The sequence below is a fragment of the Bradyrhizobium sp. PRIMUS42 genome, from assembly GCF_023006515.1.
In the GTDB taxonomy this organism is placed as follows: domain Bacteria; phylum Pseudomonadota; class Alphaproteobacteria; order Rhizobiales; family Xanthobacteraceae; genus Bradyrhizobium.
In genome coordinates, this window is record NZ_JALBGZ010000094.1 from 1 (window position 1) to 13,237 (window position 13,237).

Below are 13,237 nucleotides of genomic sequence, written 5' to 3' on the forward strand. Positions count from 1 at the left end.
ATCATCGACGCATGGGAAGAATACTTCGAACACCTTACGAAGAGTACCGAAGTGGATGCCTTGTGGGGTCAACGCAGAATCGATCTTTTCACGAAACTGCTCGCGGCGATCCTGGACGGCATGCGCACGCTGCTGAAGGCGTGGGACGCCGAGGTGATCGCGGTCGCCGATCCGGAAGGCGCGATCGCCGCAATCGAAACAGCCGGAAGGCGCGTCACCGGCCTCTTGGTCGACTATCATCTCGACCGCGGCAACGGCATCGCCGCGATCCGCGACATTCGCCGCCGCTTCGGCGATACCATCCCCGCGATCCTGATCACGGCCGACCGCAGCCCCGCCGTGCAGGTCGCCGCGCGCGACGAGAAGGTCGCGGTGCTGAACAAGCCGGTCAAGCCGGCTTCGCTCCGCGCACTCCTTGGCCAGTGGCGCACGCAGCAGATGGTCGCGGCGGAGTGAAGCAGCCTTCCTGACGAAAGCCAGCCGACCCCCTTAAGGCGCCAGTCGCGTGAAGACGTAGTCTCGGCTCTTCGCCCGTGCTTCATGGCACGCAAAGCAGGTGCGATGCTGAGCTTCGTCGACCGGCTTACCGTCGACGAAGCGGCCAAAGCCCCAGCCGCCGGTCGCGGCGTATTTCCTGGAGTCCTTGACCATCACCTGAACCGTGGTGGCGGCGCCGGGAATCGTCGCGGACGCAAACTCCAGCGACTGTTTCCGCTTCCAGGCGCGCTTGACCAGAATGGTGCCGTCCGGGAACGGGAGCTTGCCGGCTTGATACGCCTCGATTGCGGTCTGGTTGCCGATGACGGCACGAAGCTCGTCGAGCGGCGCCGCCTCTTCAGCCGGCGCGATCAGTTCCCACTGCTTGTAGCCCGGCGGAATGGTGACGCCGAAGATCGGCGAGGCGTCGGCCGTCGCGGGGCCCTGTGCGAGAGCGATGGTGACGAGATACGGCACGCAGCTCAGGAGAACGACGAGGAGAATCAGCGCGACGACGGTGGAGACGGAGAATTTCTTCGTTTCAGGTTCGGTTGACGTCATGAGTTTCTTCAAACTGGGATCAGAGGGCGAGCCTCGGTCCAGCCTGGCTGGACCGAGGCCATGACAGATCGTCAAGCGCCGTCGGCGTCGATGACGGCCTTGGCGAAGGCTTGCGGCGCTTCCTGCGGCAAATTGTGGCCGATGCCGCCGGTGATCAGGCGAAACTCGTATCGGCCTGAAAACTTCTTGGCATAAGCGCTGGGGTCGGGGTGCGGCGCGCCGTTGGCGTCGCCTTCCATCGTGATCGTCGGCACGTTGATGACGGGAGCCGCCGCGAGCTTCTTTTCGAGATGCTCGTATTTCGCCTCCCCTTGGGCGAGCCCGAGCCGCCAGCGGTAGTTGTGGATCGTGATCGCGACATGATCCTTGTTGTCCAGCGCCGCCGCGCTGCGGGCGAAGGTGGCGTCGTCGAACTTCCACTGCGGCGAGGCGAGCTTCCAGATCAGCTTGGCGAAATCATGCGTGTACTTCTCGTATCCGGCCCGGCCGCGCTCGGTCGCGAAGTAGAACTGATACCACCATTGCAGCTCGGCCGACGGCGGCAGCGGCGTATTGCCTGCGGCCTGGCTGGAGATCAGATAGCCGCTGACCGACACCAGCGCGCGGCAGCGATCCGGCCACAGCGCGGCGATGATGTCGGCCGTGCGCGCGCCCCAATCGAAGCCGGCGATAACAGCCTTCTTGATATCGAGCTTGTCCATCAGCGCGATGATGTCGGCGGCCATCGCGGCAGGCTCGCCGTTGCGCGGTGTCTCACTGGTGAGGAAGTGCGTCGAGCCGTAGCCGCGCAAGTGCGGGATGATCACGCGATAACCGGCTTTTGCCAGGATTGGCGCGACCTCGACAAAGGCGTGAATGTCGTAAGGCCAGCCGTGCAGCAGGATCGCCACGGGACCGTTCGAAGGACCTGCCTCGGCATAGCCGACATTGAGGACGCCGGCATCGATCTGCTTGATCGCGCCGAAGGACGTGGTCGATGCCTGGGATCGCGACGCTTCCGTTTCGGCGCGCGCGAGGTCGATCACGCCGAGACCGACGGCGACGGTTCCGGCGGCGACGCCGAAGAACTTGCGACGATGCTGGTCGATGATCTGCGTCATGGTGGTGCTACCCTTTGATGATTGGTGATGGTGCGTCAGATCAGTGCGACCGTGACGTCGATGTTGCCGCGAACGGCCTTGGAATAGGGACACGTCTGATGCGCATCATCGATGATGCCGCGCGCGATGTCGGGGTCGAGGCCTGGCAGGATGACATTGAGGCGTGCCCGGAGCGAGTAGGCGCCCTCGTCGAGCACGAGATCGATCTCCGCATCAACAGCGCATTTCCTGGGAAGCTCGATGCCGCGCTTGCGGGCCGCGATCTCCATTGCGCCTTCGAAGCAGGCCGACCAGCCCGCCGCGAACAATTGCTCGGGATTGGTGCCGATGCCTGTGCCGCCCGGCGGCGACAGCTTGACGTCCAGGCGACCGTCCGAGCTGCGCGATATGCCGTCGTGCCGCCCGCCGCTGGTGTGGGTCTTGGCCGTGTAGAGTATCTTTGCCGCCTGCGTCATCAGGATCTCCTCGTCGTCACGCCGTTGACTAGCAGCGGTCGCGGCAGGACACCCGTTTGGACTTGTGAGAAATTGTGAGGCCACCTTACGCACCTCGCGAGGCCTGCATGCGCGGTCTGACGCCGATGCAGGGACGGCCTTGCGGGATCGCGATCATCTGGCTATCGGGTCCTGTCGAAGGGACCAAGTTTCGCCATGACTGAGCCGGCCGGCACCGCGACGGGAACCTTGTCGTTCGGGCCATTTTCCGTGACGCCGCACGAAAGGCTCGTGATGCGCGACGGCGTCGCGTTGCCGCTCGGCGCGAAAGCCTTCGACACGCTGATTGCGCTGATGTCGCGGCCGAACGAAGTCGTCAGCAAATGGGACCTGATGGCGCTGGTGTGGCCCGGCATCACCGTCGAAGAGGCCAATCTGCGCTTTCATGTCGCAGCACTTCGCAAGGCGCTCGGCGACGGCAAGGATGGCGCCCGCTACATCACGACGCTCTCCGGCCGCGGCTATTGCTTCGTGGCGCCGATTTCGCGAACGGACATTGCGGCGGCACAGCGCCCCGCGCCGCGGCTGGAATTGCCGCCTGTGAAGCTGCCGAACCGGCTGCAGCGGATGGTCGGGCGCGACGATGCGATCGCCGCCGTCTCCGACAAGCTCGTCACCTCGCGCTTTGTCACGATTGTCGGCCCCGGCGGCGTCGGCAAAACCGCGGTCGCTGTGGCGATCGCGCACGACCTGCTCGAAACGTTCTCCGATGCCGCGCACTTCGTGGACCTTGCCGCGCTCAGCGATCCCGATCTCGTGATCACCTCGATCCTGCTGATGCTTGGTCTGCCGGCCCAGACCGATGATCCCCTGCCCGCTCTGCTCGCGCATCTCCGCGACAAGCGGATGCTGCTGATCCTCGACAATTGCGAGCATGTCATCGCGACCGCTGCACCGCTGGCGGCAGACATCTTCCAAGCGGCGCCGCATGTCCATATCCTCGCGACCAGCCGCGAAGCCCTGCGCGTCGAGGGCGAGCAAGTCTATCGATTGGCTCCACTCGCCGTTCCGCCCGACGGCTCCTCGCTGACGATCGCCGCAGCCCAGACCTATCCCGCGCTTCAATTGTTCCTCGAACGTGCCACGGCCAGCGGCGCGCAGATCACGCTCGATGACGCCAACGCCACGATCATCGCGAGCATCTGCCGCAAGCTCGACGGCATGGCGCTGGCGATCGAGCTCGCCGCCGGCCGGGTCGAAGCCTACGGCCTGGAGCAGACGGCCGCGCTGCTCGACGAACGCCTCAACCTGCTCTGGCAAGGCCAGCGAACGGCGCCACCCCGGCAGAAGACATTGCAGGCCACGCTCGACTGGAGCTACGGTCTGTTGTCGGAACTCGAACGCCTCGTGCTGCGCAGGCTTGCGGTCTTCGCCGGGCATTTCACCATCGATGCAGCGCTCGAGGTCGTGCCGGACGAACGCGTCGACCACACCCACCTGTTCGACGCCGTCGACAGTCTCGTTGCCAAATCTATGGTCGCGCCGCGACCGATCGGCGCCATGATGCGCTACCGTCTGCTCGACACGACGCGCGCCTATCTACTCGAGATCGAGCCCAGGGACGCGGCTCTCGCCGTCCGCCACGCGACTTATTACCGGCGATGGCTGGAACAGGCCGGCTTGACATGGGCCACGGTGCCGAGCGCGGACGAACGGGCGGCTCACTTCTCCGCGCTTCACAATGTGCGCGCCGCGCTCGACTGGTGCTTCGGCTCGGACGGCGATCTCGGCATTGGCATTGCGCTCACCGCCGCCGCGGCGCCGATTTTCCTGGCGATGTCCCTGTTGATCGAATGCCGGCGATGGTCGGAACGAGCGCTGCGGGCGATTGCCCCCTCCTCGCGCGGCAGCGCCGAGGAAATGCACATCCAGGCCGCCCTCGGACTGACCTTGATGTTCACCCGCGGCGGTAGCGACGCGGCGCGTGGCGCCTTGAGCAGGAGCCTTGCGATCGCCGAAGCGCGTGGCGACGAGATCAACGAGCTCCAGCTGCTCGGCCGGATGCATATCTTTCACGAGCGGATGGGAGAGTTCGACGCCGCGCTTGGCTACGCGCAGCAGAGCCTCGCGGTCGCGAGGTCGCTGGGCGACCCCGCCTCGATCGCCCTCGCCCATTCGCTCCTCGGCGTCTCACTGCATCTGGCCGGCGATCATCGCGACGCGCTGAAGATGCTGGAGGTCGCCTGGCAGGGACCCGGCACGGAACGAATCAGCACCGTGCATGGCTTCGATCATCGCAACCGGGCCGGCATCACGCTGGCCCGCGAGCTCTGGTTGCAGGGCCGGCCCGCAGAGGCGCTGCAACTGGCGCAGCAGACGGTCACCGAGGCCGCGCAGATGGATCACCCGATCACCCTCTGCATCGCGTTGATCTGGGCGGTCTCGATCGACCTCTGGAGCGGAGACCTCGACGGCGCGGACGCGAACATCGACCGCTTCATCGCACATGCCAATTCGCGCTCGATGGGGCCTTATCTCGCCGTCGGCCGAGGCGTCAAAGGCGAGCTGGCGATCCGGCGCGGCGATGCCGCCGGTGGCGTCGAGACGATCAGGACGTGCCTGCGCGAGCTCCACGATGCCGGCTACGAGCTGCTCACCACGACATTCAACATCGCGCTGGTTCAGGGTTTGCTAGCGCTCGGGCAGATCGAGCAGAGCGCAGAACTGATCAACGATGCGACCCGCCTGGTCGCGCAGGGCGGCGATCATCTTTATATGCCCGAGCTGCTGCGGATGAAGGGCCAGGTGCTGTTGTCTCTCCCGCAGCCCAGGGCCGAGCAGGCAGAAACCTGTTTTGTGCAGTCCCTGGAATTGAGCCGTCGCCAAGGCGCAAAAGCCTGGGAGCTGCGGGCCGCAATCGATCTCGCCGAGCTGCTTGCCGTGCGAGGCCGGCGAGTGGAAGCGAAGCGATTGCTGCAATTGTCCCTCGAGGGTTTTGCCAAGGACTCCGAAACGGCGGATATCAGGGCGGCCAGCGCGCTTCTGACGACGCTGTAAGCGGCGCTATTAGACCGTATCAATCTCCGTCATCCTGAGGTGCGAGTGGCGCGATGCGAAAGCATCGCAACGGGAGCCTCGAAGGATGGACGGCCGAGGTGTCAGCCGGGCCGTTCATCCTTCGAGGCTCGCCGAAGAGGCGAGCACCTCAGGATGACGGGTTGGATAACCTCACGCGGCTCACCCCGTCGGCGTGCCCTGCTTCCACTGACCCCCGGCGATCTTGGCCGCCGCGATCACTGCCTGGGTGCGGCTCTCGACACCGAGCTTTTGCAGGATCGCCGAGACATGTGCCTTGATGGTGGCCTCGGAGACCCCGAGCTCATAGGCGATCTGCTTGTTGAGGAGCCCCTCCGACAGCATCATGAGGACCCGGACCTGCTGCGGCGTCAGCGTCACCAGGCGGTCGCGCAGGCGCGTCATGTCGGGATCGGCCGCAGCCGAGAGGTCGGTGTCGGCGGGAACCCAGACATCGCCTTCCATCACCTTGAGGATGGCGTCACGCAAGGTCTCGACGCCGAAACGCTTCGGAATGAAACCGGAGGCGCCGAAATCGAGCGAGCGGCGGATCGTGGCGCTGTCGTCGGAAGCCGAAACGATCACCACCGGGATCGCCGGATATTGCGCGCGCAGATAGATCAGGCCGGAGAAGCCTGAGATCCCGGGCATCGAGAGGTCGAGCAGGATCAAGTCGACGTCCGAGTTCTGTTCCAGGAGCTTGGTCAGATCCTCGAACGATCCGGCCTCGTCGATTCGGGCCGAGGTCAGGACGCCGGCCACCGCCTGTCGCAGCGCGTCGCGGAAAAGCGGATGGTCATCGGCGATGACGAGATGGGTCGAGGGAGCGTTCATCGTTCTCTTGCTGTCGTTCGTGGGTCGGCGGACAGATCCCGGGTTTGTCCAATTCTTCCCTGAGCGGCCGTGGCATGCAAGTGCACATTATCCCTTTGCTGCAATGGGGTTAATCCGGACGCCGCCGTGCCTGCAGGCCGGCGCCCGATACCGGACGTCAGCTGCACGTCAGTGCGCAAGGCCGAAAGTCGTATTGGGGCGGGTTTCACGCCGATGTTACCTTGCGGGCAAGACCTGGGTTGATCCGGCATGTCCGGACGTCTGGGGCGCGAGGAAACGCAGTTCGGGGAGCGACTCAACATGTCGACAATGGCCGTATCTCAAGCAGGCGCGGGAGGGATGACGAAGGACGAACGTTTCGTCATTGTCGCCTCCTCGCTCGGTACCGTCTTCGAGTGGTACGATTTCTACCTCTATGGTTCACTGGCCGGCATCATCGGCGCCCAGTTCTTCTCGGCCTATCCGCCGGCAACCCGCGACATCTTCGCGCTGCTCGCGTTCGCAGCCGGCTTCCTGGTGCGTCCGTTCGGCGCGATCGTGTTCGGCCGCGTCGGCGACATCGTCGGCCGCAAATACACCTTCCTCGTCACCATCCTGATCATGGGTCTGTCGACCTTCATCGTCGGCCTGCTGCCGAACGCGGCGACCATCGGCATCGCGGCTCCGATCATCCTGATCGCGCTGCGCCTCGCCCAGGGCCTGGCGCTTGGCGGTGAGTACGGCGGCGCGGCGACCTATGTCGCGGAGCATGCTCCGAACGGCAAGCGCGGCTACTACACCTCCTTCATTCAGACCACGGCGACTCTCGGCCTGTTCCTGTCGCTGCTGGTGATCCTGTTCACCCGTTCCGCCCTCGGCGAGGCCGACTTCGCGGCATGGGGCTGGCGCATTCCGTTCCTGGTCTCGGTGCTGCTGCTCGGCATCTCGGTCTGGATCCGGCTTCGCCTCAATGAATCCCCGATCTTCCAGAAGATGAAGGACGAGGGAAAGAGCTCGAAGGCGCCGCTGACCGAAGCCTTCGGCAACTGGCAGAACGGCAAGCTCGTGCTGCTCGCGCTGCTCGGCGGCGTGATGGGCCAGGGCGTTGTCTGGTACACCGGCCAGTTCTACGCGCTGTTCTTCCTGCAATCGATCCTGAAGGTCGACGGTTACACCGCCAACCTGCTGATCGCCTGGTCGCTGCTGCTCGGCACCGGCTTCTTCATCGTGTTCGGCATGCTCTCCGACAGGATTGGCCGCAAGCCGATCATCCTCGGCGGCTGCCTGATTGCGGCGCTGACCTTCTTCCCGATCTTCAAGATGATCACCACCAACGCCAACCCGGCGCTGGAAAAGGCCATCGAGTCGGTCAAGGTCGACGTGGTGGCCGATCCCGCGGGCTGCGGCGACCTGTTCAACCCGGTCGGCACCCGCGTCTTCACCGCACCGTGCGACACCGCGCGCGCCTACCTGTCGCAATCATCGGTCAAGTACTCGACCACGCCAGGTGCGGCCGGTTCGGGCGTGAAGGTGATGGTCAACGGCAAGGAGGTTGCCTACACCAACGCCAAGGATAGCAACCCTGCCGTCCTTGCGGCAGTGCAGGCAGCTGGCTATCCGAAGGCGGGCGACGCCGGGATCGTGAAGATGGCGCATCCGTTCGACATCTTCCGCCCGCAGGTGGCGGCGATCGTCGGCCTGCTGTTCATCCTGGTGCTGTTCGTCACCATGGTGTACGGCCCGATCGCGGCGATGCTGGTCGAACTGTTCCCGACCCGCATCCGCTACACCTCGATGTCGCTGCCCTACCACATCGGCAACGGATGGTTCGGCGGCCTGTTGCCGGCGACCGCCTTCGCCATCGTGGCCTCGACCGGCGACATCTATGCCGGCCTCTGGTACCCGATCATCTTCGCCTCGATTACCGTCGTGATCGGCTTCTTCTTCCTGCCCGAGACCAAGGACGTCGACATCAAGGCGACCTGATCGAAAGCACCGATCTCAACCAGCACGAACCGGCCGCGGCTTCCCGCGGCCGGTTTTTTTATGGGAGCTTTTGTTTTGACGCGTTTTCGTGACGCGAACCGGCGCCCACTTCGCTCGAAAACGCTCTATTGATTGCTGCCGACGAATTGCAGCACCACCTCGCGCCGGTGCGGGCGCTTGCGGTGCTCGATCAGATAGATCGCCTGCCAGGTGCCGAGTGCGAGCCTGCCGTTCAGGACCGGGACCTGAAGCGAGGCTCCGGTCAACATCGTCTTGACATGGGCCGGCATGTCGTCCGGTCCTTCGGTGTCGTGGGTCCACCCGGCATTCTCCGGCGCGAGCCGGGACAGCGCCGTCGTGAGGTCGACGAGCACGGAAGGATCGGCGTTCTCCTGAATCGTCAGCGAGGCCGAGGTATGGCGGATGAACAGCGTCAACGCGCCCTCGCGCGCGTGCGCCTCGGCGACGAATTTTGCGGCTTCGCTGGTGAGATCAGTGAAGCCGCGGCCCGACGTCTGCACGGTCAGCAATGACGAAGCGATCGTGGTGGCTTGCACGGACGATGCTGCCGAGCGCGTGACGGATTTGGCTGATGTCATGAAAGGTCTCTCAATTCAGAAAACCGCCTAGCCGTAGGGGGGGCAAAGGCGCAAAGCGCCGTGCCCACGTCTTCTTTCATGGTTTTAGAGACATGGTGGGCACGGCGTAAGAACGCCTTTGCCCACCCTACGCACCTCAGCGCATGGAGGGACCGTCAAATCCTCCCCGACACGTCCTTCTGGACGCGGTTGGCCATGTCGATCAGCCGCCGCCAGGCCTTTTCCAGAAACGACATCACGCGATCAACGTCCTGATCGCTCGGCAGCGGGATCTCGATCTTGCGCTCGCCCTCGGCACCCTTGGGCTCGGCTTTCTTCAACGGGTCGGATTTCGGCAGCGCCTCGTCGATCTTGCCCGACACCGTCGGGCCCGCCGCGAGCTGCCCCTTCAGCCTCTCGACCTCGGCCTGGAGCCTGCCGATCTCGGCGTCGAGCGCGGTCCGTTCGTCGGGCACCGCGTAGCAGGCCCAGCCGACGCCGTTCTTGGTGCAGGTCGATACCGTGCCGGTGCGCGTGTCGAGCCGCAGCACGCCTTCGGGGATCGGCGTCATGCTGTAGCGACCGTTTTCGCTGTCGGGCGCCGATTGCGCGGCAACGAGACCGCCGCTGATGGCCATCACCGCGGCAAATGCCGCCGCCGCAAGCCAGGGTGTTGTGGACGACGTCGCTGGTCTCATCGCACTCTCCGCCACGACGCGCAGGTGGCACATCTGCAATTCTACACCCCGGCGAGGCCATCCGCCGCCAAAAATACTCGCCCTAAATCAACGATCCCGGCGGCCCGTTTGATCCCGGCAGCGCGGCGAAAGGGCGGCCGCATTCGCCGATCATGAGGCGAGCTGCTGCGGTGCGGCGTCACGCTGTGTGCAGCGCTGCCGTGCGCGCCAATATCATCAAATAAATCAGTCACATAACCGAAAGCGACGCAATCGTGACTTGGCTTGACTTGATTATGGGCCATCAGTATGGTCCGCGCGGCTTTTGAGGGTGGCGCGCGTAATTTCCATTCAGCCGCGGCGTTTCGGGTCTTCGTTGCATGACACAGGGCACGGGACACGGCGAGAATGGAGATCGCGATAAATCGTCCGAGGAAGCTGCGCTTTCCGAACGGCTCGGAAATCTTGATCAGCGGTTGTCCGAATTTCGCGACCGACGGATCAAGACCGAGCAACCCGCAGGTGACGGTGAAGACAGAGCGGCCAGAGCCTCGGCGATGGCGCTTGGTTTCCGGTTATCCTCGGAGTTGATCGCCGGCGTCGTTGTCGGAGCGGGGATTGGCTGGGGATTCGACCGCTTGCTGTCGACGTCGCCTTTCGGGTTTATCGTGTTCCTGTTGCTAGGCTTCGTCGCCGGCGTGGTGAATGTGGTGAGAACGGCGGGCGCGGGTCAAAACAGGCGCGGTGGTTCGTAAGCTGTCCCACCAAGAGAGGAATGATCGTGCCGGCTTCGCCGGTACGGGCCGGCCCGGCCGGCAGACCGAGACCCGCCGGCATCGCCCGGCAGACAAGAGATGCCGCGCTGATGAAAATCGACCCGATCCACCAGTTCAACATCGAGCCTCTCTTCACCCTGGGCCATATCGGCAATCACACGATCGCCTTCACCAACTCGTCGCTCTACATGCTGGTGACGATCGCGATCATCTCGCTCCTGATGCTCGCCAGCGGCACGCAGCTGGTTCCCGGGCGCCTGCAGTCGGTTGCCGAGATCTCCTACGAATTCGTGGCCTCGACCATCCGTTCGACGGCCGGCGCGGAAGGCATGAAGTTCTTCCCGCTGATCTTCTCGCTGTTCATGTTCATCTGCGTTTCGAACCTGGTCGGCATCATCCCCTACACCTTCACGATCTCGAGCCATCTGATCGTGACCGCAGCGCTGGCGCTGCTGGTGTTCTTCACGGTCCTGATCTACGGCGTCGCCAAGAACGGCCTGAAGTTCTTCTCGATCTTCGTGCCCCACGGCGTCCCCGGCTACATCCTGCCCCTGGTCATGTTCATCGAGATCCTGTCGTTCTTCCTGCGGCCGGTCTCCCACAGCGTCCGTCTGTTCGCCAACATGCTGGCCGGCCACATCGCGCTGAAGGTGTTCGCGGGCTTCGTCGCCATGCTCGGCTTCTCGCTCGGGGCGCTGGGCTGGGTCGGCGGCGTGCTGCCGCTGGCTCTCACGGTCGCGCTGTACGCGCTCGAGATTCTGGTCGCGTTCCTGCAAGCCTATGTGTTTGCGATCCTGACCTGCATCTACCTCAACGACGCCATTCATCCGGGACACTGAGCGGTCCGGGGAATTTCCACCCACAACCCAATCTTTCTTCCAAGGAGTCTAAAATGGATCCGGCAGCAGCAAAACTTATCGGCGCGGGCATCGCATGCATCGGCATGGGCGGCGCGGGCGTCGGCGTCGGCGTGATCTTCGGCAACTACCTCGCCGCAGCCGTTCGCAACCCCTCGGCCGCTCAGGGCCAGTTCGGCAACCTGATCTTCGGCTTCGCCGTGACCGAAGCGCTCGGCATTTTCTCGCTGCTGATCGCGCTGCTGCTGCTGTTCGTTCCGCTCTGAGGACGACGTTTTTCGCGCCGTTCCATCCCGATGGGACGGCGCGTGTGACAGCAACAGGAGAACTCCGTGGCTGAAAGTCATGGCGGCGCAAAAGGTCCGGCGGCGGGCGCTCACACCGAGGCTGACGGTGGTCACCACGGTGGCGGGTTTCCGCCGTTCGAGAGCAGCAATTACGCTTCACAGCTGGTGTCGCTCGCGATCTTCTTCGTCCTGCTTTACGTAATCGTGTCCAAGCTCGCTCTCCCGAAGGTCGGCGGTGCGATCGAGGCGCGTCAGAACAAGATCGAGGGTGACCTCGCCGAAGCGCAGTCGCTGAAGGACCAGTCCGACGCGGCGCTGAAGGCCTATGAAACCGAGCTCGCTTCGGCGCGCACGCGGGCACAGGCGATCGGCAACGAATCCCGCGACAAGGCGAATGCGCAGGCGGAAGCCGAGCGCAAGACGCTGGAAGAACAACTGGCGGCCAAGCTCGCCGGGGCGGAGAAGACCATCGCCTCGACCCGCGCCACCGCCATGAGCAACGTCCGCGGCATCGCGGCCGATGCGGCAGGTCAGATCGTGCAGCAGCTCACCGGCATCGTTCCGGATGCGGCCTCGGTCGGTGCTGCCGTTGACGCGTCCTTGAAGGGTTAGTCGAGATGTTCTTCGATCCTGAAACCTGGGTCGCCATCGCCTTCGTGATCCTGATGGTCGTGTTCGGCTATCTCGGGGTCTTCAAGTCGGCGATGACTGCGCTCGACCATCGAGCCGCCCGCATCAAGGCCGAGCTCGACGACGCAACGCGCCTCAAGCAGGAAGCGGCCAAGGTGCTCGCCGACTACAAGGCACGCAGTGCCACCGCCGAGCGCGAAGCTGCCGACATCATCGCCAATGCCAAGGCCGAAGCCGAGCGCATCGCAGCCGACGCCAAGGCGAAGATGGAAGACTTCGTCGTCCGCCGGACCAAGACCGCGGAGGGCAAGATCGCGCTCGCCGAGGCCCAGGCGGTGGCCGATGTCCGCGCCGCAGCCGCGGAAGCCGCCGTCCAGGCCGCCTCCACGATCCTGTCGCAGTCGGTCAAGGGCTCGGTCGCCGACGATCTGCTCGCCAAGGGCATCACCGAAGTCAGGCAGAAGCTGAACTGAAGGTTTGGCCTTCACCAATCAAAAAAGCCGGCGCGATGAGCGCCGGCTTTTTTGTTTGTCTGAAAGACTCTCGTGTCCCGGACGCGGCGCGGCATGAAATGACGCGACCCAGAGCCGGGACCCATGCAGCCGCAATTTCCGGACCCCGGCTCTGCGTCGCACCGCACCGGACGATGCTTCGCATCGCCGGGGGCGCTGCGCCGCGTCCGGGGCACGAGACCTCTTTACTTCTTCTTCCGCCCCTTCGGTTCGGGCGAGAGCGCCTGCGGGTCGAAGCCGACATAGAAGATGTAGGAATCTGCGGTCGCGGCTGACGGCACCGGATAGGTCATATCCTCGACGACGAAGGTGAAGGGCACGCTGCCGCCCTCGGTCATATCGACCGTGGTCCGGTAGGCCTTCGAGGCAATCACCTTCTCGCCAACGCCGCCCTGCACGACGGCGATGCGCAGGGGCACCTCGACGGAGGCAGGCGCTCCGGCGGGACCGGCGATGACGCGGCCCTGGATGCCG

15 protein-coding genes and 1 pseudogene are annotated in these 13,237 nt (G+C 64.4%); 8 read left to right on the top strand and 8 right to left on the bottom strand.

The genetic code is table 11. The features are described from left to right. Nucleotides 1-456, top strand: a 456-nt coding sequence (locus tag MOV75_RS10735) for a response regulator (RefSeq protein WP_247005648.1), incomplete at its 5' end; no start/stop codon positions are given. Between the two features lie 33 nt (nucleotides 457-489). On the opposite strand, the gene MOV75_RS10740 is transcribed toward MOV75_RS10735, so the two are convergent. The 3 genes from MOV75_RS10740 to MOV75_RS10750 all read right to left on the bottom strand — a co-directional run bounded on the left by MOV75_RS10740 (nucleotide 490) and on the right by MOV75_RS10750 (nucleotide 2,593). Then, nucleotides 490-1,038, bottom strand: coding sequence for a cytochrome P460 family protein (locus tag MOV75_RS10740; protein WP_246919059.1), 549 nt, complete (start codon nucleotides 1,036-1,038; stop codon nucleotides 490-492). A 71-nt stretch (nucleotides 1,039-1,109) separates the two neighbouring features. Then, entirely contained in the window at nucleotides 1,110-2,138 is a 1,029-nt protein-coding gene (locus MOV75_RS10745; protein ID WP_246919058.1) for an alpha/beta fold hydrolase, read from the bottom strand. A gap of 35 nt (nucleotides 2,139-2,173) precedes the next feature. Continuing rightward, nucleotides 2,174-2,593, bottom strand: coding sequence for an organic hydroperoxide resistance protein (locus MOV75_RS10750; protein ID WP_246919057.1), 420 nt, complete (start codon nucleotides 2,591-2,593; stop codon nucleotides 2,174-2,176). A gap of 195 nt (nucleotides 2,594-2,788) precedes the next feature. Here MOV75_RS10750 and MOV75_RS10755 point away from each other — a divergent pair, with 195 nt between their 5' ends. After that, nucleotides 2,789-5,629: a tetratricopeptide repeat protein gene (locus MOV75_RS10755; RefSeq protein ID WP_246919056.1), complete on the top strand. Its 2,841-nt coding sequence runs from the start codon at nucleotides 2,789-2,791 to the stop codon at nucleotides 5,627-5,629. Nucleotides 5,630-5,809: 180 nt separating this feature from the next. Here MOV75_RS10755 and MOV75_RS10760 read toward each other — a convergent pair whose 3' ends face one another. After that, complete coding sequence (locus tag MOV75_RS10760) at nucleotides 5,810-6,481, bottom strand: response regulator transcription factor (RefSeq protein WP_246919055.1); 672 nt, start codon at nucleotides 6,479-6,481, stop codon at nucleotides 5,810-5,812. A 339-nt stretch (nucleotides 6,482-6,820) separates the two neighbouring features. Between MOV75_RS10760 and MOV75_RS10765 the strand changes: the two genes are divergently transcribed. Continuing rightward, nucleotides 6,821-8,446, top strand: a complete 1,626-nt coding sequence (locus MOV75_RS10765; protein WP_246919054.1) for an MFS transporter — start codon at nucleotides 6,821-6,823, stop codon at nucleotides 8,444-8,446. 125 nt (nucleotides 8,447-8,571) lie between these two features. Here MOV75_RS10765 and MOV75_RS10770 read toward each other — a convergent pair whose 3' ends face one another. The 3 genes from MOV75_RS10770 to MOV75_RS10780 form a co-directional block, all read right to left on the bottom strand. Next, a complete protein-coding gene (locus MOV75_RS10770; RefSeq protein ID WP_246919053.1) occupies nucleotides 8,572-9,045 on the bottom strand; it encodes a secondary thiamine-phosphate synthase enzyme YjbQ in 474 nt (157 codons plus the stop codon). A gap of 155 nt (nucleotides 9,046-9,200) precedes the next feature. Then, a complete protein-coding gene (locus tag MOV75_RS10775; RefSeq protein WP_246919052.1) occupies nucleotides 9,201-9,722 on the bottom strand; it encodes a hypothetical protein in 522 nt (173 codons plus the stop codon). 41 nt (nucleotides 9,723-9,763) lie between these two features. Beyond that, nucleotides 9,764-10,006 (bottom strand): hypothetical protein, encoded by a 243-nt coding sequence (locus MOV75_RS10780; RefSeq protein ID WP_246919051.1) that lies wholly within the window; start codon nucleotides 10,004-10,006, stop codon nucleotides 9,764-9,766. Nucleotides 10,007-10,081: 75 nt separating this feature from the next. Between MOV75_RS10780 and MOV75_RS10785 the strand changes: the two genes are divergently transcribed. The 5 genes from MOV75_RS10785 (at nucleotide 10,082) to MOV75_RS10805 (ending at nucleotide 12,724) form a co-directional block, all read left to right on the top strand. Further along, the gene (locus tag MOV75_RS10785) at nucleotides 10,082-10,456 is read left to right on the top strand and encodes an AtpZ/AtpI family protein (protein WP_246919050.1); all 375 of its coding nucleotides are present in this window, start codon (nucleotides 10,082-10,084) and stop codon (nucleotides 10,454-10,456) included. A gap of 110 nt (nucleotides 10,457-10,566) precedes the next feature. Next, nucleotides 10,567-11,316: a F0F1 ATP synthase subunit A gene (locus MOV75_RS10790; RefSeq protein ID WP_246919049.1), complete on the top strand. Its 750-nt coding sequence runs from the start codon at nucleotides 10,567-10,569 to the stop codon at nucleotides 11,314-11,316. Nucleotides 11,317-11,369: 53 nt separating this feature from the next. Further along, entirely contained in the window at nucleotides 11,370-11,600 is a 231-nt protein-coding gene (locus MOV75_RS10795; protein ID WP_007599451.1) for a F0F1 ATP synthase subunit C, read from the top strand. Between the two features lie 66 nt (nucleotides 11,601-11,666). Continuing rightward, entirely contained in the window at nucleotides 11,667-12,233 is a 567-nt protein-coding gene (locus tag MOV75_RS10800; RefSeq protein ID WP_246919048.1) for a F0F1 ATP synthase subunit B', read from the top strand. A gap of 5 nt (nucleotides 12,234-12,238) precedes the next feature. Continuing rightward, nucleotides 12,239-12,724 carry an ATP F0F1 synthase subunit B gene (locus tag MOV75_RS10805; RefSeq protein ID WP_246919047.1) on the top strand — a complete coding sequence of 162 codons (486 nt, stop codon included), beginning with the start codon at nucleotides 12,239-12,241 and terminating at the stop codon, nucleotides 12,722-12,724. A 224-nt stretch (nucleotides 12,725-12,948) separates the two neighbouring features. Here MOV75_RS10805 and MOV75_RS10810 read toward each other — a convergent pair. Further along, a pseudogene (locus tag MOV75_RS10810) lies at nucleotides 12,949-13,237 on the bottom strand (hypothetical protein); the annotation flags it as partial.